The sequence below is a fragment of the Rhodococcus marinonascens NBRC 14363 genome, assembly GCF_001894885.1.
GTDB classification, from domain to species: domain Bacteria; phylum Actinomycetota; class Actinomycetes; order Mycobacteriales; family Mycobacteriaceae; genus Rhodococcus_F; species Rhodococcus_F marinonascens.
On the sequence record NZ_BCXB01000001.1, the window covers coordinates 415,504 to 439,147 of the forward strand.

Annotated in this window: 23 protein-coding genes, 2 pseudogenes and 2 riboswitches; of the genes and pseudogenes, 10 read left to right on the plus strand and 15 right to left on the minus strand. The window is 65.5% G+C overall.

The genetic code is table 11. The features are described from left to right. Positions 1–618, plus strand: coding sequence for a TetR/AcrR family transcriptional regulator (locus RM2_RS01975; protein ID WP_072687133.1), 618 nt, complete (start codon positions 1–3; stop codon positions 616–618). 33 nt (positions 619–651) lie between these two features. On the opposite strand, the pseudogene RM2_RS01980 reads toward RM2_RS01975, so the two are convergent. Then, positions 652–855 (minus strand): annotated as a pseudogene (locus RM2_RS01980) (FAD-binding protein); the annotation flags it as partial. Between the two features lie 67 nt (positions 856–922). Here RM2_RS01980 and RM2_RS01985 point away from each other — a divergent pair. Continuing rightward, on the plus strand, positions 923–1,348 hold the full coding sequence (locus tag RM2_RS01985; protein ID WP_072687134.1) for a VOC family protein: 426 nt from the start codon (positions 923–925) through the stop codon (positions 1,346–1,348). Between the two features lie 12 nt (positions 1,349–1,360). Here RM2_RS01985 and RM2_RS01990 read toward each other — a convergent pair whose 3' ends face one another. Together RM2_RS01990 and RM2_RS01995 are read right to left on the minus strand one after the other, a co-directional pair. Next, positions 1,361–2,389, minus strand: a complete 1,029-nt coding sequence (locus tag RM2_RS01990) for an AraC family transcriptional regulator (protein WP_072687135.1) — start codon at positions 2,387–2,389, stop codon at positions 1,361–1,363. After that, the gene (locus tag RM2_RS01995) at positions 2,386–3,573 is read right to left on the minus strand and encodes a pyridoxal phosphate-dependent aminotransferase (protein ID WP_072687136.1); all 1,188 of its coding nucleotides are present in this window, start codon (positions 3,571–3,573) and stop codon (positions 2,386–2,388) included. The genes RM2_RS01990 and RM2_RS01995 overlap by 4 nt, the downstream gene beginning before the upstream one ends. A gap of 120 nt (positions 3,574–3,693) precedes the next feature. Here RM2_RS01995 and RM2_RS02000 point away from each other — a divergent pair, with 120 nt between their 5' ends. Continuing rightward, complete coding sequence (locus tag RM2_RS02000) at positions 3,694–4,290, plus strand: carboxymuconolactone decarboxylase family protein (RefSeq protein ID WP_072687137.1); 597 nt, start codon at positions 3,694–3,696, stop codon at positions 4,288–4,290. Here RM2_RS02000 and RM2_RS02005 read toward each other — a convergent pair. Then, positions 4,265–5,185, minus strand: a complete 921-nt coding sequence (locus RM2_RS02005; RefSeq protein WP_072687138.1) for a sigma-70 family RNA polymerase sigma factor — start codon at positions 5,183–5,185, stop codon at positions 4,265–4,267. The genes RM2_RS02000 and RM2_RS02005 overlap by 26 nt on opposite strands. A gap of 179 nt (positions 5,186–5,364) precedes the next feature. Between RM2_RS02005 and RM2_RS02010 the strand changes: the two genes are divergently transcribed. Next, positions 5,365–6,351: an LLM class F420-dependent oxidoreductase gene (locus RM2_RS02010; protein ID WP_072687139.1), complete on the plus strand. Its 987-nt coding sequence runs from the start codon at positions 5,365–5,367 to the stop codon at positions 6,349–6,351. 33 nt (positions 6,352–6,384) lie between these two features. Next, positions 6,385–6,996 carry a GNAT family N-acetyltransferase gene (locus RM2_RS02015; protein ID WP_072687140.1) on the plus strand — a complete coding sequence of 204 codons (612 nt, stop codon included), beginning with the start codon at positions 6,385–6,387 and terminating at the stop codon, positions 6,994–6,996. Here RM2_RS02015 and RM2_RS02020 read toward each other — a convergent pair. The 3 genes from RM2_RS02020 to RM2_RS02030 all read right to left on the minus strand — a co-directional run bounded on the left by RM2_RS02020 (position 6,956) and on the right by RM2_RS02030 (position 11,821). Next, a complete protein-coding gene (locus RM2_RS02020; protein WP_072687141.1) occupies positions 6,956–7,624 on the minus strand; it encodes a DUF3239 domain-containing protein in 669 nt (222 codons plus the stop codon). The two genes, RM2_RS02015 and RM2_RS02020, sit on opposite strands and share 41 nt — an antisense overlap. An 83-nt stretch (positions 7,625–7,707) precedes the next feature. Continuing rightward, entirely contained in the window at positions 7,708–9,387 is a 1,680-nt protein-coding gene (locus tag RM2_RS02025; protein ID WP_072687142.1) for a DNA repair helicase XPB, read from the minus strand. Positions 9,388–9,502: 115 nt separating this feature from the next. Then, on the minus strand, positions 9,503–11,821 hold the full coding sequence (locus tag RM2_RS02030; protein ID WP_072687143.1) for a helicase-associated domain-containing protein: 2,319 nt from the start codon (positions 11,819–11,821) through the stop codon (positions 9,503–9,505). A 132-nt stretch (positions 11,822–11,953) separates the two neighbouring features. Here RM2_RS02030 and RM2_RS02035 point away from each other — a divergent pair, with 132 nt between their 5' ends. Then, positions 11,954–12,142 (plus strand): hypothetical protein, encoded by a 189-nt coding sequence (locus tag RM2_RS02035; protein ID WP_072687144.1) that lies wholly within the window; start codon positions 11,954–11,956, stop codon positions 12,140–12,142. 484 nt (positions 12,143–12,626) lie between these two features. Here the strand turns inward: RM2_RS02035 and RM2_RS25720 are convergent. The 4 genes and pseudogenes from RM2_RS25720 to RM2_RS02055 form a co-directional block, all read right to left on the minus strand. Next, positions 12,627–13,032: pseudogene (locus RM2_RS25720) on the minus strand (transglycosylase family protein); the annotation flags it as partial. A 38-nt stretch (positions 13,033–13,070) separates the two neighbouring features. Next, positions 13,071–13,278, minus strand: a riboswitch (cyclic di-AMP (ydaO/yuaA leader). Positions 13,279–13,742: 464 nt separating this feature from the next. Next, positions 13,743–14,315 (minus strand): resuscitation-promoting factor Rpf1 domain-containing protein, encoded by a 573-nt coding sequence (locus RM2_RS02045; protein ID WP_072687145.1) that lies wholly within the window; start codon positions 14,313–14,315, stop codon positions 13,743–13,745. 8 nt (positions 14,316–14,323) lie between these two features. Then, a riboswitch (cyclic di-AMP (ydaO/yuaA leader) is annotated at positions 14,324–14,531 on the minus strand. A 239-nt stretch (positions 14,532–14,770) separates the two neighbouring features. After that, the gene (locus tag RM2_RS02050) at positions 14,771–15,148 is read right to left on the minus strand and encodes a YccF domain-containing protein (RefSeq protein ID WP_072687146.1); all 378 of its coding nucleotides are present in this window, start codon (positions 15,146–15,148) and stop codon (positions 14,771–14,773) included. A 30-nt stretch (positions 15,149–15,178) separates the two neighbouring features. Next, positions 15,179–15,418: a hypothetical protein gene (locus RM2_RS02055; RefSeq protein ID WP_072687147.1), complete on the minus strand. Its 240-nt coding sequence runs from the start codon at positions 15,416–15,418 to the stop codon at positions 15,179–15,181. A 160-nt stretch (positions 15,419–15,578) separates the two neighbouring features. Between RM2_RS02055 and RM2_RS02060 the strand changes: the two genes are divergently transcribed. Beyond that, on the plus strand, positions 15,579–15,992 hold the full coding sequence (locus RM2_RS02060; RefSeq protein WP_174553812.1) for a cold-shock protein: 414 nt from the start codon (positions 15,579–15,581) through the stop codon (positions 15,990–15,992). A 43-nt stretch (positions 15,993–16,035) separates the two neighbouring features. On the opposite strand, the gene RM2_RS02065 is transcribed toward RM2_RS02060, so the two are convergent. From RM2_RS02065 to RM2_RS02075, 3 genes are all read right to left on the minus strand, one after another. Next, positions 16,036–16,521: a DUF2771 domain-containing protein gene (locus tag RM2_RS02065; protein ID WP_072687217.1), complete on the minus strand. Its 486-nt coding sequence runs from the start codon at positions 16,519–16,521 to the stop codon at positions 16,036–16,038. A gap of 6 nt (positions 16,522–16,527) precedes the next feature. Next, positions 16,528–18,228 carry an MFS transporter gene (locus RM2_RS02070; RefSeq protein ID WP_072687149.1) on the minus strand — a complete coding sequence of 567 codons (1,701 nt, stop codon included), beginning with the start codon at positions 18,226–18,228 and terminating at the stop codon, positions 16,528–16,530. A 70-nt stretch (positions 18,229–18,298) separates the two neighbouring features. After that, entirely contained in the window at positions 18,299–19,093 is a 795-nt protein-coding gene (locus RM2_RS02075) for a glutaminyl-peptide cyclotransferase (protein WP_072687150.1), read from the minus strand. A 38-nt stretch (positions 19,094–19,131) separates the two neighbouring features. Between RM2_RS02075 and RM2_RS02080 the strand changes: the two genes are divergently transcribed. The 3 genes from RM2_RS02080 to RM2_RS02095 are packed head-to-tail and all read left to right on the plus strand — an operon-like array spanning position 19,132 to position 23,274. Then, on the plus strand, positions 19,132–19,989 hold the full coding sequence (locus tag RM2_RS02080) for a DUF3027 domain-containing protein (RefSeq protein WP_072687151.1): 858 nt from the start codon (positions 19,132–19,134) through the stop codon (positions 19,987–19,989). 23 nt (positions 19,990–20,012) lie between these two features. Beyond that, on the plus strand, positions 20,013–22,733 hold the full coding sequence (locus RM2_RS02090; protein WP_169846668.1) for a sacsin N-terminal ATP-binding-like domain-containing protein: 2,721 nt from the start codon (positions 20,013–20,015) through the stop codon (positions 22,731–22,733). Further along, positions 22,723–23,274: a phosphatase PAP2 family protein gene (locus tag RM2_RS02095; protein WP_072687218.1), complete on the plus strand. Its 552-nt coding sequence runs from the start codon at positions 22,723–22,725 to the stop codon at positions 23,272–23,274. The genes RM2_RS02090 and RM2_RS02095 overlap by 11 nt, the downstream gene beginning before the upstream one ends. Before the next feature lie 68 nt (positions 23,275–23,342). On the opposite strand, the gene RM2_RS02100 is transcribed toward RM2_RS02095, so the two are convergent. After that, positions 23,343–23,591: a DUF2530 domain-containing protein gene (locus tag RM2_RS02100; protein WP_072687153.1), complete on the minus strand. Its 249-nt coding sequence runs from the start codon at positions 23,589–23,591 to the stop codon at positions 23,343–23,345. Between the last annotated feature and the right edge of the window lie 53 nt (positions 23,592–23,644).

The following is a 23,644-nucleotide window of genomic DNA, read 5'->3' on the forward strand; positions in this document are numbered from 1 at the left end:
ATGATTTCGTCCAAGGGTGCGCAGCGACAGACCGAACTGCTCGACGCCGCCGAACGTGTGCTCACCGCACGGGGCAATGCGAACGCTGCGCTCCGGGATTTCGCGGCGGAAGCGGGGGTGCGAATCGGCCACCTGCAGCACTACTTTCCCACCCGCGCCGACTTGATCAGGGCAGTGCTCGACCGCGCGATGGCACGTTCGTTGGCGCGCTTGGCGGAGGCGACGGGTCTGGATGCAGACGACGGAGCGGAACCGGCGGTGACCCGTGAGGACACGCAGCGGATGCTCGAGGTTCTTCTCGCCGAGCACGACGACGTCGGCTTCGTCCGCCTGTACCGGGAGATCTGGGCGATCGCCGGGGGAGACGAGCCGACCGCCGCGGTTGTCCGGGCCTTCTACCGCAAGTACGTCGACTTCGTCGCGGACCTGATCGCGTGTGCAAGGACGAGCGTCTCGGAGGAGCAGCGAAACGCGTTGGCGGAGATCGTGGTCAGCCTCCTCGAAGGCTCCTCCGTCGTCCGATCGGACATAGGGGTCCTGCGCACGGCGGAAGGGGACCGCGAACTGGTGCGGACCGCGGTGATGCTGATCCACGGTGACGGGGTCAGCCCGGACTGACCGGCCGGGCGTACCCCGTCACCTCCGCGGGTATCAGCCCTTCGTGGCGCTGATACCCGCGCGACGACCGAGGAAACTGCCGTCGCCGAGGGACGTGCCGCTGGCGTAGCCCCACGCACATACGCCCGCGGTGCAGCGTCCGGCTGCGAACAGTCCGGGAATCGGATCGCCGGAGACGTGCAGCACCTCCGACGCGGTGTTGGTGCGCAGGCCGCCGAGCGTGAACCCGGCGGTGAAGTGCGCAGTCACCGGCAAAGCATACCGGCGGCCGAGATGTGTCGGTGTGCCGCGCTAGCGTCGGAACATGGGATATGAATTTCAGGTCACAGTGGATGCGGAAAACCCGCATACCCTGGCGAAATGGTGGGCGCAGGCGCTCGACTGGGAAGTGGAACCGAGCGACGAGGGATTCATTCGCGGGCTCGTCCAGGCGGGTCACGTTCAGGAGTCCGACACAATGAAGTTCGAGGGCGTCCTGGTCTGGCGAGAGGGCACCGCAATCCGGGACCCGGAGCATTCGGAGCGGCCCCGTGTGCTGTTCCAGCTAGTCCCCGAATCGAAGACGGTCAAGAATCGACTTCATCTGGACCTCCGCGTCGGGGACGGCCGCGACAGGGTCGCCGAGCGACTCGAGCAGTCCGGCGCCACACTGCTTCACCGAGGCCGTCAGGGACCAAACGAATGGATTACGATGGCCGATCCCGAGGGCAACGAGTTTTGTGTCTGCTGAGGAGAGGTTCACTCAGCGATAGGAACTCGGCGTACCGCCAGTCCAGCGCTTGAACGCACGCCGGAACGCACTGGACTCGGAGAAGCCGAGCCTTGCCGACAAATCCTCCACGGTTTCCCCGCGTCGGAGTCCGGCGACGGCGGCGTCGCGCAGGACTTCCTCCCTCAGTTGGTTGAGCGACGTTCCCTCTTGGCGGAGGAGGCGTCGAAGGTGGGGCACACTGATCGACAGCATCTGAGCGATGTCCTCGGCGGTGGACGTGCGGCCCTTCAGTCCGAGTTCGAGTACGCGCCGTACCTGGGTCGACGCCGCGCTGTCATAGTCGCGCTCGGACATCAGGAGTGTGGGCGACTCACGGAGATAGTTCTCGAGCGTCTGCTCGTTCTGAATGATGGGCGAACGCATTACTGCGTTGTCGAATTCTATTGCGGGGATGTGCGAATCAAAGTCGACCGGTATGCCGAAGATGTGATCGTAGTTCTCGGCGAGACGCGGGACCGGTGGTGGATACGGCAGTTCTACCGCCAGCAGTGGCACCCGTTTGCCCACAAGCCATGCGGCGAAACGGTGGAGCAGGATCAGCAGGAAGTCGGTGGTGAGCCGAGCGGCTTCGAGCGACAGATGAGCATCTTCGGTCTGCTTCGCGGCGCCGGGGCGGATGTCGATGGTCATCCGTGTCCCGCCGTTGGATCCGGATGCGATGTGCAAGGCGGGTAGTGCCGGCAATGCATGGAGGATGTCGGCCATCCGCTCGAGGGCTGCCGACAGATCCTCGGTGTGGATCAGGGCGAGACACACCAACCGAAAGGTACCGCGGGGGACGGGTGCCGGACCCAGTCCGAACAATTCGTCATCCGTGATCTGCCAGACCGCCTGGGTGAACGCGGTGACCTGCGTTGGCGTCAATCGGGCCAGAGGGTCGGAGAGCGAGGCTGTCGTGAGTCCCGCCGCAGACAGCGCGGGCGACAGGTCTACTCCGCTGCGCGAAGACATTTCGAGTGCGCGTCGCACGAAGTCGGCGGGGATGGTGCGCGCCGTCACGATCGGGACGCCCCGAGGGTTCGGAGCCGTCGCCCGGCCTCCTCGAGTACGTGGTCTCGTTTGCAGAATGCGAAGCGCACCAGGGTATTCCACTGCTGTGGATGGTCGGTGAACACGCTGACTGGTACCGCGGCGACGCCGATACGCTGGGGGAGCCTACGACAGAAGTCGATACCGTCGTGCTCGCCGATCCCGGTGATATCGGCGCACAGGTAGTACGTGCCGCCGCCAGAGAGGACGTCGAGACCGGCTCCGACGAGCGCAGCGTAGAGCACGTCGCGCTTGGTCTGAAGGCTGTCTCGCAGTTCCTTCACCCACTTCTGTTCGTGCGTCAACGCGTGGGCGATCGCGGGCTGGAACGGTCCGCCGCCGACGAAAGACATGTACTGCTTCGCCGCGCGCACCGCGTCGATCAGTTCCGACGGTCCACAGGCCCAGCCGATCTTCCATCCCGTGACGTTGAACGTCTTCGCGGCGCTCGAGACGGAGACGGTTCGTTCGTACATCCCCGGCAGGGTGGCCAGGGCCGTGTGCGTTCGGCCGTCGAAGACCAGGTGCTCGTACACTTCGTCACTGAGAACCAGCAGGTCATGCTCGCAGGCGATTTCCGCGATGGCGCCGACCTCGTCCGAGGTGAATACGGTGCCGGTAGGGTTGTGCGGAGTGTTGACCACCAGCATCCTGGTCTTCGGCGTGATGGCGGCCCGAAGAGCGTCGAGGTCGAGGACGAAGTCCGTGCCCGAGCGGGCGAGCGGCACGCTGCGACGTACTGCTCCGGCGAGCGCGACGGATGCGGCGTAGGAATCGTAGTACGGCTCGATCAGCACCACTTCCTCACCCGGCTCGACGAGGCCCAGGATCGCGGCACTGATTGCCTCGGTGGCGCCCACGGTGATCAGCACTTCCGAATCGGGCTCGTGGTCGAGACCGTAACGGGCCAGCCGGTCGGCTGCGACAGCCTGGCGCAACACTGGCATGCCGGGGCCAGGCGGGTACTGGTTGAGCCCATCTGCGATGGATTGGCGCGCGGTGTCGAGCATCGAAACCGGTCCGTCGCTGTCGGGGAATCCCTGACCGAGGTTGATGGCGTCCTGACTGACCGCGAGCGCAGTCATCTCGGCGAAGATGGTGGACGCGAACGGCCGCAAGCGCGCGACGGTGCGATTGCGCGGCGTTGCGGGCATTACTGCAGCGTAGTCGGTGTGATGTCGGATGTTGCACACGGCCGCGTCACGTTTGGCGGGGCTGCCTCGTCCTCTGTATAGACGGCGCGCGAAGGGCGCCCGGTAACGATGGAGGACACAATGCCGCGCATTCCTGCAATGGCCCCGGCTGACGCAGGCCCGTTGGTCAAGGTCGCGTACAAGTACGCCGCCCACAAGTTCGACGAAGTGCCCGAGCCGTTCACCGTGCTCGCACATCACCGCAAGCTGTTCGTCGCATCAGCCCGCCACGAGATGGCGGTACAGAAAGCGTCGACCGTGCTCCCTGCAAACGTGCGTGAGATCGCCGTCTACCGTGTGGCCTGGACGATCGGTTGCTCGTGGTGCGTGGACTTCGGCACGATGCTGCAACGCTTCGACGGACTGGACGTCGAGCGGCTCGAGCACATAGGCAACTACGCGGACTCGCCCTCATACAGCGAGGACGAACGCGCGGCTATCGCATACGCCGACGCGATGACCGCGACACCCACCGAGGTCACCGATGAACAGGTTGCAGATCTCGAGCGCCGGTTCGGGCGCGACGGCGTCGTCGAACTTTCCTATCAGATCGGTATCGAGAACATGCGGGCCCGGATGTACTCGGCCCTTGGCATCACCGAGCAGGGATTCGGCACCGATTCGTGCCGGGTACCTTGGGCGGACGACGGGGTCACGAAGGGGCGTCCGGGAGCCTGATTCCGCCGAACTTATCCGGATTGGCAATGTCGTAGGCGGCGTAGACGACACCGTCCCTGACGGTGAACCCACCCACTCGTGGGGGCGAGCTGCGGTGGGTTCCGTCGCCGGTGATTCCGGCATTGAACACGCCGAGTTGCCCATTCACCAGGACGGGATGGATCGCGGTGAACGCTTCCGGCCCGTAGCGACGGGCGAGACCGAGGAAGAATCGCGCGAACTTGTCTGCACCGCGGATGATATTGATCGCTGTGCTCGTGATGCCGTTGGCGTCGCCGATGACGAGGGCATCTGGGTGCAGCGCAGCGACCACGGCGCCGAGGTCTCCTCCGGCGAGGGCATCGAGCAGGCGCTGCACGGCGAGGGCATGCTCCTGGTCGGGAACGGCAGGTGCGGTTGCGGCAGCGGCTTTGCGCGCCCTCGATGCGAGCTGCCGCGCGGCCGGCGTTTCGATGCCGAGGATGCTTGCCACTTCGCCGAAGGGCACCCCGAACCCGTCGTGAAGGACGAATGAGACCCGCTGCTGCGGAGTGAGCGTGTCGAGCACGATCAGGGCCGCCAGACGGTTGTCTTCGTCCCGGACAACCGATTCCAGCGGATCCGGTTCCTCCGACGGAGACAGCGAGGTGACTATCGGTTCCGGAAGCCATTGGCCGACATACTGTTCCCGGCGCACCGCGGCCGAGCGTAGCCGATCGAGACAGATCCTGCCGACCACTGTGGTGAGCCAGCCGCCGAGGTCGCGGATATTCCCGGCATCCGCACCATGGAGTCGAAGCCACGACTCCTGCACTGCGTCCTCAGCGTCGCTGACACTTCCTGTCAGCCGATAGGCGACGGAAAGCAGGTGCCGCCGGTGGGCCTCGAACTCGTCTACCAAACCGGCTACGGCCATGCCGATATCCTAGCTGCGGCCCCGACTACCTTCCCGGGGTATGCGAAACGTTTCACCGTGGTGATGGGCGGCCCCAGGGATCAGTTGCGCCTTCGTTTCGGCTCTCCTCGTGTATCTGCCAGCCCCCCGGCGAGATCTTCCCACGGCCCGCACTGATAATCGCAGGTACATTCGTTCTCATGCGCTTCGGATTGTTCGTTCCTCAAGGTTGGCGTCTGGATCTCGTCGGAATCGACCCCGCGGATCAGTGGTCGGTGATGCGTGACTTCGCGTTGCGTGCAGACCAGAAGTCGTGGGATTCGCTCTGGGTCTATGACCACTTCCACACCGTTCCGGCCCCCACCGAGGAGGCCACGCACGAGGCGTGGACTCTGATGTCCGCTCTTGCGGCAGTGACCTCCCGGGTCCGTCTCGGCCAGATGTGTACGGCGATGAGCTATCGCAATCCTGCGTACCTCGCGAAGGTCGCCGCCACGACCGATCTGATCTCCGGTGGACGTGTCGAGATGGGGATCGGCGGAGGCTGGTACGAGCACGAGTGGCGGGCGTACGGGTACGGATTCCCCTCTGCCGGAGAACGTCTCGCCCGGCTCGACGAGGGCGTGCAGATCATGCGCCAGGCATGGGCTACGGGAACGGCGACCTTCGAAGGCAAGCACTATCAGGTTGACGGCGCCATCGTCCGTCCACGTCCGCTGCAGGAAGACGGTATTCCCCTCTGGATTGCCGGCGGCGGGGAGAAGGTGACGCTGAAGATCGCGGCAAAGTACGCGCAGTACACCAATTTCGACGGAACCCCCGACGTATTCGCGCGCAAATCCGAACTCCTGCGCAAGCACTGCGATACCGTCGGTACCGACTTCGACGCGATCGTTCGGTCGGCCAATTACAACGTCGCGATCGGCGCCACCGAGGCCGAGGTCGAACAACGGTTGAACACGCTGAAGCAGCGCCTCACGCCCTACGTTGGCGCCGACGCTGCGGAGGGCACGCTTGTCGCGTTCCGCGGTTTGCCCGGTGTGGGAACGCCGGAACAGGTCATCGAGAAACTGTCCGCCGTGAAGGAGAGGGGAATGTCCTACGGCATCTTCTACTTCCCCGAAGCCGCGTACGACACATCGGGCATCGAACTGTTCGAGCAGGAAGTCCTGCCGGCGTTGCGATGACCACCGGACCCGGGCGGGCATAGGGTGGCAGGCATGTTCGTCGTCGCCTTGGATTCCGAGATGGTGCGGCTGAATCCACCGGTTCTCACCGATATCGATGAGATCTGCACGGGGTGCCAGGACCGTTCCATCGCGGAGTGGACGACCCTGCCCGCTCCGTACATGCGCTCGGACGCCGAGCGGTTCGTCCGGCACACGGCGCCGTCTGGTTGGTCGGATCGCAGTCCCACGTGGACAGTTCGAGAAACAGACGACGGGCCCGTGGTGGGAATGATCGGCCTCATTGCACGAGACGCCACTGCCGGGGAGATCGGATACTTACTCTCGCCCGCCGTGAGATCACGGGGACTCATGACTGCTGCGGTGAACCTGGTGTGCGATTTTGCGTTTCGGTCGGACGGAATGGGGATGGAACGGATCGAGTGGTGCGCGTTCGTCGGCAATCGCGCCTCGGCGGCGGTCGCCCGGCGGGTGGGATTTCGGTTCGAGGGTGTCCAGCGCGCAGGGCTGGTGCAGCGCGGTGTTCGACGCGATGCTTGGATGGCTGGTCTGCTCGCCGACGATCCGCGGCGGCCCGTCGCCGGCTGGCCCGGTTACGAGCTGATCAACGTAGGATCTCCGGAAGTTCTTCCTCGGACAAGATGACTCGCTGATCGGGGCGGGTCCGGATCTCCTCGGACTCCGCGATCCGGCTCTGCAGGAAGTCCCACTCCACCTGATCGATGGCGTTCACCGCACGCGAGCGCACTGCGGTGTCGCGGGTGCCCCACGCGATCGGCATCGGGCTGACCGTCTCCCATCTGTCGGCGTCACTGTGGTTGCGGCGGTCGCCCAGCAGCGCGACGGATGGCACCTTGTCTCCAATGCTCTGTTTCTGACCGGCACGAATCGGAATGTTGCGGGTGACCAGCGCGTACGATGGCCCGCCCGTGCCGGGCTTTGCGATGTCGATCAACGACAGCAGCGTCATCGCGCGCGGATGGATCTCCGCCACGAGAGCCGGAACGAGTGGACTCTTTGCGTACAGGTCCTCGATGCTCCCGACCTTCTTCGGCACCCATAGCGCTACCCACACCGAGGCGAGGGCTGCGATCGCGGCGAAGACGCCGAGGGCGATCGACCAGAGCTGGCCCAGCAGGATCAGAACGACTGCGGTTGCTGCGAGCAGAAAACCCAAGATGATCGCAGACACCTGCAGGCGTCGCATGTCGGCGAGCGTCTGGTTGACAGACTTCGCGTAGGCCCGGTCGACGGTGAACTCGAAATGTCGCACGGGCTCAGCTTAGGGCCCCACGTTTGGCGCTATCGGGTTGCCCGATGTTTGGACCGGGTTACCCCATGGTTGGACCTGTCGGGTTACCCGATGGTTGGACCTAGCAGGTCGTCGGCGTCGGTGATCCGGTAGGCGTAACCCTGCTCCGCAAGGAAGCGCTGCCGGTGGGCGGCGTATTCGGCGTCGAGGGTGTCGCGTGCCACCACCGAGTAGAAGTGGGCCTGGCCGCCGTCTTGCTTGGGTCGCAGCAGTCGGCCGAGCCGCTGAGCCTCCTCTTGTCGCGAACCGAACGTCCCCGAAACCTGGACGGCGACGGATGCTTCCGGGAGATCGATCGAGAAGTTGGCGACCTTGCTGACCACGAGGATCCCGATCTCGCCCGCGCGGAACTTGTCGAACAGTTCCTCCCGGTCCTTGTTCTTGGTGGAGCCCTTGATGACCGGGGCGTCGAGGGCCTCGCCCAACTCGTCGAGTTGATCGAGATACGCGCCGATGACCAGCGTCGGTGCGTCGGTGTGCCGCGCCAGGATCGACTTCACCACCGCGGTCTTGGTGTGCGCGGTGGAACAGAGTTTGTAACGTTCGTCGGGTTCGGCGACCGCGTACGACATGCGTTCGGCGTCCGTAAGAGTCACCCGCACCTCGACACAGTCGGCAGGGGCGATCCACCCCTGTGCCTCGATGTCCTTCCACGGGGCGTCGTACCGCTTGGGCCCGATCAGGGAGAACACGTCGCCCTCGCGACCGTCTTCGCGTACCAGAGTGGCGGTGAGGCCGAGGCGTCGACGCGATTGCAGGTCAGCGGTCATCCGGAACACCGGTGCGGGAAGGAGATGGACCTCGTCGTAGATCACCAGTCCCCAATCGCGGGAATCGAACAGTTCGAGGTGCTTATATTCGCCCTTAGTGCGTCGGGTGATCACCTGATACGTGGCGATCGTGACCGGACGGATCTCCTTGCGCTCGCCCGAGTATTCACCGATCTCCTCCTCGGTGAGCGAGGTGCGCGCGATCAACTCGCGCTTCCACTGCCGTCCCGCGACGGTGTTGGTCACCAGAATCAGGGTGGTGGCCTTCGCTCTCGCCATCGCCGCCGCGCCGACCATCGTCTTGCCTGCGCCGCACGGGAGAACGACGACGCCGGAACCACCGGCCCAGAATGAGTCCACGGCCATCGTCTGGTAGTCGCGCAAGTGCCAGTGACCGTCTGCGGACCCCGGTGAGGTGCCATCGAAGTCGAGGTCGATGGGATGGGCCTCGCCGTCGACGTATCCGGCGAGGTCCTCGGCAGGCCAGCCGACCTTGAGCAGCAACTGCTTGAGGCGCCCGCGCTCGCTGGGGTGCACCATGATGGTGTCGTCATCGACGCGCTCACCTAGCATTGGCGCGATCTTCTTGTGTCGGGTGACCTCGGTGAGGACGGCGCGGTCGAGGCTGACGAGGGTCAACCCATAGGCAGGGCTCTTCACCAGTTGCAGGCGACCGTAGCGGGCCATTGTGTCGACGATGTCGACCAGCAACGGCTGAGGGACCGCGTATCGGGAGTAGTTGACCAGCGCGTCGACCACCTGCTCGGCGTCGTGACCGGCGGCCCGTGCATTCCACAATGCAAGGGGAGTGATCCGGTAGGTGTGCACGTGTTCGGGCGCGCGTTCGAGTTCCGCGAACGGCGCGATCGCCTGGCGGGCGTCGTTCGCGCGTTCGTGATCGACCTCCAACAGCAGGGTCTTGTCGGACTGGACGATCAACGGTCCGTCGGTCACAGAAGCCTCCTCGTATACGGTCCCAGATGCGGTCAGCCTGTCCATTGTCCTGATATGTGCGCCGCGGCGCCACGCCGCTTACCGCCCGCTGCGCCGGGTACCGACATATTTCGGGTCAGTCGACCCTCGCGACGGACGTGATGCGATGGAGGGTGAACCGCCGAAGGCTGCCGCTCGCAGGGTCGAACGCGTCGAGTTGGCCGCCACCGACGGCCACGGGATCGACGACGCGGTGGGACGCGACGCCCTGCGCATCGACGTAGCCGATGGCGATGCTGGCCCGCTCGCGCGCGGCGGCGGCGAGCAGTGCGACGGTCGCCGCGCTGCCGGCCCTTGAACCGTCGGAGCGGATGCGGCCGGAGCCCTGGGTCGATGCGGCGAGATCGCCCGCCCGGATAGTCCGTACCACTGCGGCGAGTTGGGCATCGGTGGGGACGGCCGGTGTTCGGTTGGCCGTGGCCTTGCGGCGGGTCAGCACACGCGCACCGCGCGCTCGTAGGTCGACGAGCGCGCCGGACGAATCTTCACCGGCAGGAGCGAAGCCTGCTCTGCGTAGTTCGCTGAGTACCGCACGCAGTGGCGCCTGCGAGACCGCCACGGTCGGTGCCAACGCTCGCAGTGCCAGGGAAGCGGCCACCGGCGACGCAAGGACCTCCGCGAGTAGTGCGGGGTCCTCGCAGCGCACGAACGACGACGCGACACCGGCGCGCAATCGCCCGTGCCGTCTTGCAACATCGTCGATCAGGTACGACAGCGACTGCGGGACGGGAGTGCGTGATCGCGTGGAGAACAGGCGGTGGAGTTCTGCTGCCGTCATCCCGACGTCGAGTGCACGCCGGACGCTGGCCTCGCTGATCCGGTACATCGATGCCGCGCCCGCCGACTCGATGTCCGCAACCAGTGTGATCTGCTCGAGCAGGTCGGGAGTGAGCGGGCCCGGGGCGACCACGGTCAGGTCGGCCTGCACGAGCACGTGGTCGACAGGCTCGGGAAGGGACGAGTGCATCTCGGCCTCGGCGTCGCCGCCGTGCAACAGAGCCCGGCCTGATGAACTGAGGGCCCCGCGGGCGACAAGCCCGAGCGTGGCAGCCTCTTCGAGGGTGCGTTCCACCGCGTGGACCCGAAGTCGGGTGCCCCAGCGGGGACGACGCCAGGCCAGTAGCCGGCTGACCTCTGCGGGCCCCGCCGCCTGTCCGCTGTCGAACTCAGCCAACAGTCCCAGTATCGCCTGCCGGTCGCGGGGTGCGGACGGCGCCCGCACCTCCTCGGAAAGTGCGGCGACAGGCTTGTCGTTGGCATCCCGCATGCCGATCAACCACGCCATGCGGGGTAACGCCAGCCACGCTTCGGCGAGCGTGTGCCACCGCCGGGCCACTGGCGCGTGCAGCCAGTTGTCGACGGCCGCGGTCGGGGCCCAGTAACTCTCTCCGCCGCCCGCCGCTGGTACGTGGTCGGGGATGCCGTGGGCGATCAGCCCTGCGGCCGAGAGTAGTTCCGCGAGGAGGCTCAGCCGGTTCTCGTCGATGCCCGTCGTCTTGGATATGCGCCGGAGTTCACGGACCCCGAGGCCGCCCGCTCGCAACGCGGGCGCCGGGGCCTCGCCGAGGGCATTGATCACGTCCTCGCAGTGGCGAACCAGTTCGAGTGCCTCGCCTGCTGCAGCGGCATTGACGTCGGCTGGTTTGTGCTTGCGTCCCGCCACCTTCGGCGGGGTGAGCGATGTGACATCGAAGACGGCCTCCCCACGTAGCACTTGCCGCACTTGGTGGTGCAGTTCGACGGTTTCCTCGTCGATCCGGCGCAGCAACCCCGCGGCGAGGAGTCGTTGGACAGGTCGGTCCGCCGGCGTTCCAGGGGCGGCGTCTCGGGTGCGCCCGATCGAACTAGACTTCGACAGTGTCTCGAGTATGTCGCGCTCGACGGTGTGCAACTCAGCAAGCGCGGCGGTGATCCCGGGTTCGTCGAGTGCCGCGGTGGGTTCTGCGCCGTGCCCGATGCGCCACGGGATGGTAGACGCCACGGCGGGGACGATGCGGAGGGTGGTCTTGTCGCCCCAGACGAGTGCCAGCGACCGCAGGGCCTCCAGGGTGGCGTCGACAGTCTTCTTCGACGCCCGAGACCCCACCGCTTCCTGCAGGTTGGCCCGTGACACCACGTACTCGTCGGCCTGCTCGAGGGCGAGGAGTTCGAGGATGCCGAAGTCCAGAGCGGTGAGGCCGTCTGCCGCGCGCGCCAACGAGGCCCGCTGTTCGGCACGTCCGGCGAGGACGGCGACGGTTGCAGGTGGCGGTACCGCCAGGTCGGGGCGCTTGCGTAGTAGGTCCGTCAGTTCGGCGTCGCTGAACGCGGCCAACCACTCCGCGAAGCTGGCGACGCCACGCGGAGTGTCAGCGGCGACAGGAGTGCTCGCGGAAGTGTCGTCGGTGTCGGTCATCGACTATCAGATTAGTTCTCCCAGGGCGCCATCCTCCGACCTGGGCAGAAAACATGCTGCTCCGGGCACGCTGAGGGCCTATTGAAGAGACCTGGGCTGTACGCCGCCGCGCGCTCCTGTCAAAATGACTCCGTGGCTAACAATTCGAAGCAGCAGTACGTGGATCCAGGGTGGCCCGAAACCGCCGACGGAGATCAGGCCGTGACCGAACTGTCATCGACCCGCGCGGGCGGGCTGTCTCCGTTCGGTGAGGACACCGAGTTCCCGTTGCCGGCGGACTCACTGCCGTACGCACACCCGTACACGGTGATCAACCGCTGAACTAGCAGCAGACGAATGACCCTGCACGGGATCGGTGCAGGGCCACTCTGCTGTTACGGCGTGCCCCCCATGATGAGCGGTGTTGTCCCGGAAGCAGCGGTGACAAGTCCGATGCGCATTGTTGCGGGGGACTACTGCGCGAACATCTTCAGGATCTGGCCCATGCCCTGCACGATCTGGAGCGCGGCGTCGATCCCGTCCTGAATGTCTTCGGTGTCGGGTGCGTCCTGCGTGCCGTTGGGGAGAGATTGGGTCCCGGGGGCGCCGATCGCATCCTCGATCGTGTCTGCGTTCGATGAGGTGCTGGGTGGGCTCTGCGTGCCGTTGGGGACAGATTGGGTCCCGGAGGTGCCAATCGTGTCTGCGTTCGATGAGGTGCTGGGTGGGCTCTGCGTGCCGTTGGGGAGAGATTGGGTCCCGGAGGTGCCGATCGTGTCTGCGTTCGATGAGGTGCTGGGTGCGCTCAGAGTTTGAGTGTCGGACACCTCGTGCACAGGCGCAGGGGCGTTGCGCTGGGTGGGTGCACTGTTCAGGCCGAGGTTCGAGGAACAGGTCGGCCATGCGCCCCAGCCTTGGGAGTCGAGAACCTTCTCGGCGACGACGATCTGCTGTTCGCGCGTGGCCTGGTTGGCGGTGGCGGCGTACTGGGTTCCACCGTGTTCGTTCCAGGTGCTGTTTGAGAACTGGACTCCGCCCGCATAACCGTTTCCGGTGTTGATGCCCCAGTTTCCGCTGGACTCGCACTGCGCAAGGCGGTCCCAGTCGGAGTCGGGGGCCGCGTTCGCGGTGCCAGAGAAGGCTGCTCCTGCCACACCCATGATCGCACTGGTGACGGCGATCTTGGCGACGGTGCGGCCGGTGTTGCTCTGCTTGCGATGGCGTCCGCTCATTGTGGTCGAGATCATTGTGGTCGAGATCATTGTGGTTGAGTTCCTCTCCACACGCGCCTGCGAGGTCAGCTGTCGGGTTCTGGCTGAGAGGTCGCCCGGCCTCGCCGCTCTCTGCTAGAGAGGGTCTGGCTTCACCCCAAGATTAAAGTGTGCGTGACACATTCGAATCGGTGTCCATCTGAGAACTTGCGTTCCCTGGAGGACCTTGGGTCCCCCGTCCTCGTCCCTGGAATGCTTCGTTGGGACTCCGATACCCGCGGGACGAGGCTTGGCGCGGCGGGTCGGACGCGGCCGATTTCCTCGACCGCTGATGAACGTAATAGGACAAAGCTGCGATGTCACTAGTTTGATAAAGCAACGTGTTTTTCGTCATTGCGAGGTTCCGTTTACGTGCACCCGAACTCTTCCCAGCTCGCAGTAGCGATGGGGCGTGTATATCGACACTCCGCCACGCCGCCGCTACTGTTCCGATATGTGATAGAGATCACATCGAAATGCGTCGCATTGTCGAGGCACGTCGACTAGGTCCTCGCTTTGGAGCATGAGGGAGATGGCGATCATCTCGAGATTCGCGTCAGCGAGGGGGGTGCCGATGATGGTGATAGCCATGGCAGTCGCCGACGACGTGACCGATCGCAGGCAACAGGCAGAAGAGGGGCCCTGCACCGGATCGGTGCAGGGCCCCTCTTCTGCGAGGTTGAGGGGGGGGGCTACTGCGGGAGCAGTGCCTTGTTCGCGTCGATGAACTGCAGGATCTGGGGATCGATCTGGAAGCCCTGAGCCTGGACGGCCTCGATCGCGGAGTCGACGACATCTGCGAACTGCGAGGTGCCGGGAGCGCTTTCCATGAAGCCGGTGATAGCCGGGGCCTCAGGGGTTTCGCGCACGGGAGCGGGGGCGTTGCGCTGGGTGGGTGCACTGTTCAGGCCGAGGTTCGAGGAACAGGACGGCCATGCGCCCCAGCCTTGGGAGTCGAGAACCTTCTCGGCGACGACGATCTGCTGTTCGCGGGTGGCCTGGTTGGCAGTGGCGGCGTATTGGGTTCCACCGTGCCCGCTCCAGGTGCTATTTGAGAACTGGAGTCCGCCCTGATAACCGTTTCCGGTGTTGATGCCCCAGTTTCCGCCGGACTCGCACTGCGCAAGGCGGTCCCAGTCGGAGTCGGGGGCCGCGTTCGCGGTGCCAGAGAAGGCCGCTCCTGCCACACCCATGATCGCACTGGTGACGGCAACCTTGGCGACGGTACGGCCGGTGTTACTCGGTTTGCGATGACGTCCGCTCATAGTGGTCGAGTTCCTCTCCACACGCGCCTGCGAGGTCAGCTGTCGGGTTCGGGCTGAGAGGTCGCCCGGCCTCGCCACTCTCTGCTGGAGAGGGTCTGGCTTCACCCCAAGATTCGAGTGTGCGTGACACATTCGAATCGGTGTCCATCTGAGAACTTGCGTTCCCTGGAGGACCTTGGGTCCCCCGTCCTCGTCCCTGGAATGCTTCGTTGGGACTCCGATACCCGCGGGACGAGGTTTGGCGCGGCGGGTCGGATGTGGCCGATTTCCTCGACCGCTGATGACCGTAGTAGGACAAAGCTGCGATGTCACTATTTGATAACGCAAGGCGTGTTTGTCCGTTATTAGGTCCCGTTTGGGTACATGCGGACTCTTCCCTGCTCGTGGCGGTAGAACGGCCTGAATGTCGGTCCGTCACCGTATCGTTACCGCGCCGTTATGTGATTAAGGTCACATCAGCGAGGGGTATCGACTATGTCTTTGCCGAGTGGCATTAGCGAAATGGGGATCATCTTGAGGTTCGCGACGGCGAGGGGGATGCCGATGATGGTGATCGCCATGGCGATCGCGGTGAGAATGTGACCGAGTGCGAGCCACAAGCCCGCGAAGATGAACCAGATGACGTTGCCGATCAGCGACCCCGCACCCGCCGTCGGTTTGTCGACCACGGTCTTGCCGAACGGCCACAGTGCGTAGACGCCCACCCGGAACGATGCGATGCCGAACGGAATGGTGATGATCAACAGGCAGCAGATGATGCCGGCAACGAAATACCCCAGCGCCAGCCACAGGCCGCCGAACAAGAGCCAGATGATATTGAGCAGCAGTCTCATGATCGCTCCATCGGTCGGTGGTCGAGATCGTCAGCGCGCGCGCCTGCCCTGCATCAGCGCCGCGACGATGCCGAGCAAGAATCCGATCGGGCAGGCGAGGGCGATGAGATACAGAACGAGTCCGGGTTTGTTGTCGGACAGGATCGGGGTCAGGAAGATCGCAACGATAGCCACGAAGCCGAGCGCGAACAGGGTGAGTGCGACCCGCAGGAAACCGTCGCTGGTCCGTGACGGGCGAGTGGTGCTCTCAGGAGTCGGTTCGTGGGCCACAACTTGCAACGATAGTGCCTGGAAAGTGGAATGCTGGATAGGGTCCGCGCAAGGTAGACTGAGAGCGCTGCGCGTCCCGCACCAGAGGTGGGGGCGCGCTGTTTTGCATACTGCATATCAGTGCAAAAAATGCACTTCAAGGGATGAGCGGGTGAACGCGGTGCCGACCGGCAAGGTGAAGTGGTACGACGTCGAAAAAGGCTTCGGATTTCTGTCGCAGGAGGAGGGGGAAGACGTCTATGTGCGTTCGTCCGCTCTGCCCGACGGGATCGAGGGCCTCAAGGCCGGCCAGCGAGTCGAGTTCGGTATGGCTGCCGGACGTCGAGGTCCCCAAGCACTGAGCCTGAAGGTGCTCGACCCGGCGCCGTCGCTGCACCAGAAGAGCGTCGCCCGCAAAGAGCCCGCCGCCAAGAAGCACACGCCGGACGAACTCCACGGCATGGTCGAGGACATGATCACTCTGCTCGAGGCGACGGTTCAACCAGATCTGCGCAGGGGCAAGTACCCGGACCGCAAGACGGCCCAACGAATCTCCGAGGTAGTTCGCGCCGTCGCCCGCGAACTCGACAGCTGACCTGCGTTCTCGTCAGCGTCCTGATCAGGCCTCAGCGTCCTGATCAGGCCGTCTTGATCGACCAGACGGCCCGGGCATGTGGCAGTCCCTCCTCGTCGACGACTGCAGAGGGCAATTGGATCTCGACTCCGGCCAGCTGCAAGTCCTCCGACGAAGGCACGGTCACGGCACGGGTCTCACCGGCGCGGTGCGTCTTTTCCAGAATGACGGGTCCGCCCGACGCGTCCTGGTAGAGGGCGAAGATGCGCCAAGGCGCGTTGACGATTTCCGGTGGCAGCGACAGTTGCAGGGGGTAGCCGGGGGGAACGTCGAGTTCGGTGATTCCGCCGCTTTCGCAGTCCTCGAGGTACAGGTTGCAATACCCGAAGGGAATCACCTGCTCGGATCGGTCGTGCGCGAAGGCCGTGATCACGGGCAGACGGGTCGGCGAGTCGCGAACGAGTGTGTAGAGGACTCCGACGAAGGCCACCAGGACCACTACCAGTCCCGCTGCCGACAAAGCCAGGATCTTCTTGGTGCGCAACTGCATGCTCACTTACTTCACACTTCCTGTCGATCGGCCGACCCGGTGGGTCGAGAGAGGGTCGGCTACTTCTTGTTCTGCCAAGTCGGGGCGTTTTCCACCGAGTCCTGGCAGCAGCGTGTTCCCGCGATAGGTGAGGATGGTCTGGACGAGTCCGACGGTCATGACGGCCGACACCACCGAGAACCCGATCCAGTATTCGGTAGGCAGCAGGACGCCCAGCGCACCACCGACCACCCAGCTCAGCTGGAGAACCGTCTCAGATCGTCCGAATCCCGACGCGATCGATTCTTCGGGGAGGTCGTGCTGAAGCGACGCGTCCAGCGATACCTTGGCCAGCGCGCTCGCCGCAGACGCGACGAGGGTGGCCAGCGCTGCCGTCATCAGGTTGTCGGTGACGGCAGCGATCACGGCGATGATCCACACCGCGCCCGTGCATCGCAGGACGATCAGCGCGGGACGGCCGAGTTTGAGCCGGGCACCGGTTGCGTTGCCGGAGAAGTTGCCGATAGCGGCGGCCGCACCGATGAGTCCGAGCATGGCTGCCTGGACGAGGGGTTCGTGGTCGGTTCGAGATTTCGCGACGAACGCGATGTACAGGGTCAAGAATCCGGTGAGGACACGGATGGTGCTGTTGCCCCACAGCCCGGTGATCACCGCTCGGCCCAGCGGTTGTCTGCGTCTACCCGACTTCGTCGCAGCGGCCGAGTCGGGCTGCGACTTCGTCTCAGCGGTGGAGTCGGGCTGCATCAAGGGGGTGCGGCTGATGACCTCAGTCACCTGGTCGCCGCCGTGATATTTGAGAGTGGCCGGAACCTCGCCCTCGGTGACCTCGACCCACGACGGGATGCGCATGCTGAGATACGCGCCGAGCGCGGTGGTGACCGCTGCCAGCCACAGTGCGCCGACGGAACCGGCAGCGAGCGCCAACCCGCCGGCAATAGCGCCGGCGCCGATGGTGCCGCCGAGGAGGCCGAACACGGTGAGCCGGGAATTGACTCGCACGAGGTCGATCTCCGGTGGTAGTACGCGCGGGGTGACCGCGCTCTTGAGCACCGAGAAGGACTTGCTGAGCACCATCATGCCCAGCGCGGCCGGGTAAAGCATCCAACTGTCGAAATTGAAGACGAGAACGAGCGCAAGCGCGGTCCGCAGTCCGAACGACGTGGCGAGGGCGACTCGGCGGCCGTGCTGCAGTCGGTCCAGCATCGGGCCGATCAGCGGGGCGATCACCGCGAACGGGGCGATCGTGATGAGTAGGTACAGCGCGACCTTGGTCTTGTCCTCACCGGTTGCGGCGGAGAAGAACAGGGTGTTGGCGAGAGCGACCGCAATGGCAGCGTCCGTCGCGAAGTTTGCCATCACCGCGTAGGTGAGTGCGGTGAGTCCCGACTTGTCCGCACCGTCGGCCTTCGCCGCGCGATGGAATGTCGCGATGCCCCTGTTGGTGAGTTCGCGGCTTCGCATCGCCGCAACTCGCGTCACCGTGAGCCTGCGCGGCATCGGGGGCGCCTTGGGCGCATCCGCCGAATCCTCGTCGGCGCGCGTTCGTGATTCGCCGCCGACCGGGTGAAGGGGAGGGAGGGGCGAGCGCCGGCCTCCTACGCGGGCCGCAGGCGGGTATTTGTCGTAGCCGGGATGGGCGGTGGGCCCGAACTTCTCGTCGGGAGCCCAACCGCCGCCCGAGTCGTAGGGTTCACGCGGTCCGGTCACACCTCAATTCTGTCCTAGTCGGGTGACATGTGACCGGGCAACCCCAGGCAATGCTGGTCATTGCGGCCTGTCAGGGAACGAACCGCACCTCGTACATGCGTGGCCAGTACTTTCCCGTGAGTAGGAAGCGGTCGGTTCCCGGAATCTGGGCGATGCCGTTGAGGACGTCGATGGCACGTGGGCCCGGCGGGAGCGCAGCGCGCAGGGCAGAGGCATCGATCATTGCTTCGACCCGGCCATCCGCAGGATCGAGGCGGGCAACGGTGTCGGTGGTCCAGATGTTTGCATAGATCGAGCCGTCGTCTGCGCACTCGAGTTCGTTGAGATTGGTCAGTGGAACCCCGTCACGCATTGCCTCGACGGTCCGCCGGGGTTCGAACGTCGCGGGGTCCCGGAAGGTGAGGGTGGATGAACCGTCGCTCGTGACGAGAAGATCGGGCAACGCGCAGATACCCCACCCCTCGCCGTCGAACGGGACCCTGCGCTGCTCGGCGAGGGTGGTGCGATCCCGGACGATGGCGAAGCCGTCGCGCCACGTCAACTGCCAGACGGCGCCGTCGCTCACCGTGATGCCCTCCCCGAACAGGGGCGCCGGCAAATCGGCTCGCGCACGGACGATTCCGCTGTCGAGATCGGTTGCCTGCACCCAGGACTCACCTGGCCGCCCCGTCCCCTCCAGTAAATCGGTGCCGTCGATCTCGAGCCCCTGGGTGAAGGCGTTCGGGTCGTGGTCGAGGGTTCGGACTATCTCGACGTGCAGATCGACGGCGGACACACCCGGCGATGCGGGACTTTGCGGGGCGCAGGCGGTGACCACCCAGGCCATCGTGAACAGGGCTGCGACGAGGTTCCGGCGACCGGTCATCAGACCAGCATGACAGCCCAGGTGGGCGCGCACTTGTGATGGTGCGGCAAACTGGTGGTGTGAGTGTTGCTTCTTCCGATGAGCGCGCAGCGGTGCGCCCCGTACTGACCCATGCCGCCGACCTTGCCCGTACCGCATTGCTCGAACTGCAGGACGGGGGAGTCGGCGACTACCTGGATGTCGCGTACGAGGACGAGTGCGCCGCGACACACCGCTTCGCTGCCGACCTTCCGGGCTACCGGGGCTGGCAATGGGTGGTGGTGGTGGCTGCCGGTCCCGAATCGGACCGCGCCACTATCAGTGAAATTGCCCTCCTCCCCGGACCCGATGCCTTGGTCGCACCAGAGTGGATTCCGTGGGACCAGCGCATCCGCCCGGGCGACCTGTCCGCAGGCGATCTACTGGCGCCCTCCGCCGGTGACCCCCGGCTTGTCCCCGGCTACGTCGCGAACGGCGACCCGGAGGTCGACGACGTCGCACTCGCACTCGGTATGGGTCGCAGACAGGTGATGAGCCTCGAAGGTCGCCTCGATGCGGCTCAGCGTTGGCACGACGGCGACTTCGGACCCGATTCCGATATGGCCAAGGCTGCGCCGTCGACGTGCGAGCTATGTGGGTTCTATCTTCCGCTCGCGGGGTCGATGCGCGCGTCGTTCGGGGTGTGCGGCAATGAGATGGCTGCAGACGGGCATGTCGTCGACGCAATGTTCGGATGCGGAGCACACTCCGACACCACGCTGCCGTCGGGCGCGGGCTCACCGCAATACGACGCCTACGATGACGGCGCCATCGAGGTCGTCGAACAGCCCCAGTCCCAGTCCCAGGCAGAGGGTGTCGGCGAGTCAGGGTCTGCTACTGAATCGGCTGCGGCCGAGGACCCCACATCGACCAGCTAGCCGACCCTTTCGGCACCCGTGGGCTGCGTGATTCGACGCTGCTCGCCTGGCGCACATCCCCCACTCGACTGCGTGAGGACGCCGCCGCCGAGTCCGACCTGGCCCGCGCCGGCTACCGCGACCGACTACTGACCGAACTGGCGCAGAACGCCGCCGACGCCGCGGCCCGTGCCGAAGTGCCCGGTGAGCTGTCCGTGCACCTGGACGGACGGGTTCTGACGGTATCCAACACCGGCGCCCCGCTCGACGAACCGGGAGTCCAGGCGCTGGTCGCGTTGCGGGCGTCGAACAAGGCGGCGGGAACGGTCGGCCGCTACGGAGTCGGGTTCACGGCGGTGTTGTCGGTGAGCGAGGAGATCGAGGTTCGGTCGACATCTGGTTCCATCCTGTTCTCCGCCGTCCGGACTCGGTCAGCCTTGACGGACGTCGACGGAGCGGATCCGGGACCGGTTGTGCCGGTCCTCCGACTGGCGTGGCCGACCGAAAACCGCCCCGCCTCGGGAGCGGCGTCGGAGGTCGTGCTGACACTGCGCGAAGACGTCCACGCGGAATCGCTCCTGGCCTATATGACCCGTGAGGCCCCCGACCTTCTGCTCGAACTTCCTGCCCTCGTCTCGATTACCCTGGGAAACAAGCAATTTCGGCGAAGTGAGCGTCCGTTGGACTCGGGGCTGACGGAGGTTGCGATCGGCGACGACCGCTGGTGGCAGTTCGAGTCGGGGCGTGCACGCTGGCTGGTACCGGTCCAGGACGGTGTCGCCTCTCCGGTGTCCGAGGACGTCTTGCGTGCACCCACCCGGTCGGACGAGGAACTATCGGTACCCGCGATCCTCGTTGCCGACATCGCCATGCAACCCGACCGCAGGCGCGTCCTGCCGGGTGCCGCGATCGCCGCCGTGGCCTCCGGTTACGCCGAGTTCGTAGCCGCCCTGCCGCCCGACCAGCGAGTGTCGCTGGTTCCCGTCCCGGCCTTCGCGCGCGGCGAAGTGGACTCGGCGTTGCGCGAACACCTGGTCGCTGAACTGCGGGCGCGGCCTTGGTTGCCGACTGTGGGCGGCAAGGACAGGGCACCAGACCGGTCGTCGGTCGTACCGGGGCTCACCGAGGAACTCGCCGACCTCCTCGCCGACCTCGTAGACGGTCTTGTGGTCCCGGATCTGTCGGGGCCACGGTTCTCGCCTGCCCTGGCAGCCGTCGATGCCCACCGCATCGGACTGGCCCGTATCACCGAACTCCTCAGCGGCATCGAACGCGAACCTTCCTGGTGGCAACGCCTGTACGCGGCGCTCGAACCCCTCGCCGTCGACGCGATCGCGGCCGAGGAACTGGCCTCCATCCCGGTTCCGCTGTCCGACGGTCGCACGGTTACCGGTCCGCGAACGGTGTTACTGGGACACGACATCGACGGTGCCCTCGGGGTCGACTGGACGAGGCTGGTACACCCCGATGCCTCACATCCCCTGCTGTCGCGACTCGGCGCGAAGACCGCCACGGCCATCGACCTCCTTTCCGACCCGGCGTTGAGGGCCGAGATCGAAGACCTCGACCACGACGATTCGGCAGCGGCAGAGGAGTTGTCCTCCACTGTGCTGGCGCTTGCGGGACGTGTCGATCCCGGCACTCTGCCGTCGTGGCTCGGACAGCTACTCCTTCCGTCCGTCGACGGCGAACTGCGAGGCGCGGATGAACTGCTGTTGCCCGGTGCGCCTCTCGCAGAGGTCCTGGTGGACGATTCGCCGTTCTCCAGCCTGGATGCGTCGTTCGCCCAACGGGTAGCTGAAGACGCACTCCAGGCGGTGGGCGTCGGCTGGGGATTCACCGTACTGCGCGCCGAACTTCCCACCGGTCCCGATCAAGACCTCGACGACGAGGACCTGTGGTGGGAAACGCTCGACGACGATCCCGACACGATGGAAGCCGTCCGAGACCTGGACCTGGTCGAAGATGACCGCTGGCCGCGGGCGTTGACGATGCTCGCGCAGGATCCGGTCACCCGTCCTCTGCTCGCGGACCGCGGCGGCTACACCGCATGGTGGCTGCGTCGCAATGCGGAAATGGGCGGTCAGGCTCTGGGTCTGCTTCGCGGACCCGCGGATGACACCTTCGCCGGCCTGCTCGACCCCGTCGACCACCCGGAGTCCGCAGTGCTCGCCGCAGCGTTGGCTCCCGCGACGGTCGACTCAAACGACCTTGCGCAACTGCTCCTGGACCGACTGGCGGATCCGCGTCGCGAGCCGACCCCTGCGGTGACCGTGCGCGCTCACAGCCTGCTCGCCGCGGCCGTCGCCACACGCGTTCTCGACCTCGGGGAACTCCGACTCCCCGAGAACGTGCGCAGCCTCACCGGCGCGCTGATCGACCCGGCCGACGCATTGGTGTTGGACAAACCCTGGCTCGCCGCTGCGGTGCCCCACGAGCGTCTTGTGGTCGGAAGCATCGAGACCGCCGACGCGCTCGCTGATCTCCTTGACATTCCCGTCACGTCCACCGCGATCCAAGGAGCCGTCAGCAGTTCCGGCCGCGAGTCGTCGTGGGAACGCGAACCCGCCGCCGTGCTCGCGTTCGCCACGCTCGGTCGGACGCTCCCACAGGGGATCGTGTTCGTTCATTCACGGCTCACGGTGACACTGACCGGCGCGATCGACGCGGAGGTGACGGTGCCGTGGTGGGTGGACGGGGCTGGGACGGTGCACTGCTCGGCATCGTGGAGCGAGCAAACATGGAGTGGTACCGGTGTCGCTTGATCAGAGCGTTCTCGACAATGTGATCGGCGATCGCACCGCGTGGATGATCGACGTCGCGACCGTCGTCACGAACATCGGGGGAACAGTCGCCGTCTTGATCGCGTCCACAGTCTTGACGGTCGCTCTCCTGCTGCAGGATCGCCGTCGAGAAGCCGTACTCGTGTCCGGCGCCGTGCTGTCGGGCCTTGCCGTGATGACCGGGCTCAAGTATCTATACGAGAGGCCGCGCCCACCGCTTCCGGAACGACTGGTCGAGACGTCGACCTACTCGTTCCCCTCGGGTCACGCGATGCTTACGGCTGTCCTCGTCTGCGTCCTCGTCGCCGTGACCCTGAGGGTGGTGCTGGACCGGCAGGTGCGAATCGTGGTTGTCGTCCTGCTGGTGCTATACACGCTCGCGGTCGGACTGTCTCGGGTCTATCTTGCGGCACACTGGACGACCGACGTCCTCGCCGGATGGACGTTCGGAGCGATGTGGGGGGCGTTCTGGGTCTTCTCAACCCGCACCCAACGCATTCTCACCCGTCGCATTCGCGTCTAGAGCGACCCCTGCTGTTGCGTTAGGGCAGTTCCCTGCAGAGCTGCGTTAGAGCAGTCCCTGCAGCTGCGTTAGAGCAGTCCCTGCTGTGCACCCCGACTGCCACGCCGGGCCGCTCTCCTCTGCAGCGCGAACAATCCGTAACCGAGGCACCCAACGACGATGCCGGCAATGCAAGTCGAGAGCGCACTCGACCACCGGTCGCCAGTGATGATCACCACCACGGCCGCGGCCGCCCATGCCAGTGTCCCCAGGATCAGTGCAGGTCGCGGGTCTGCCAGGCGTTGCGACAGGGGTGGGCGGTCTGCGATCTCGTTCACCAGGAGAACGTTACTCTCGCCGGCGTGCCCTAATCTCCTTCTGCGACGCGCGA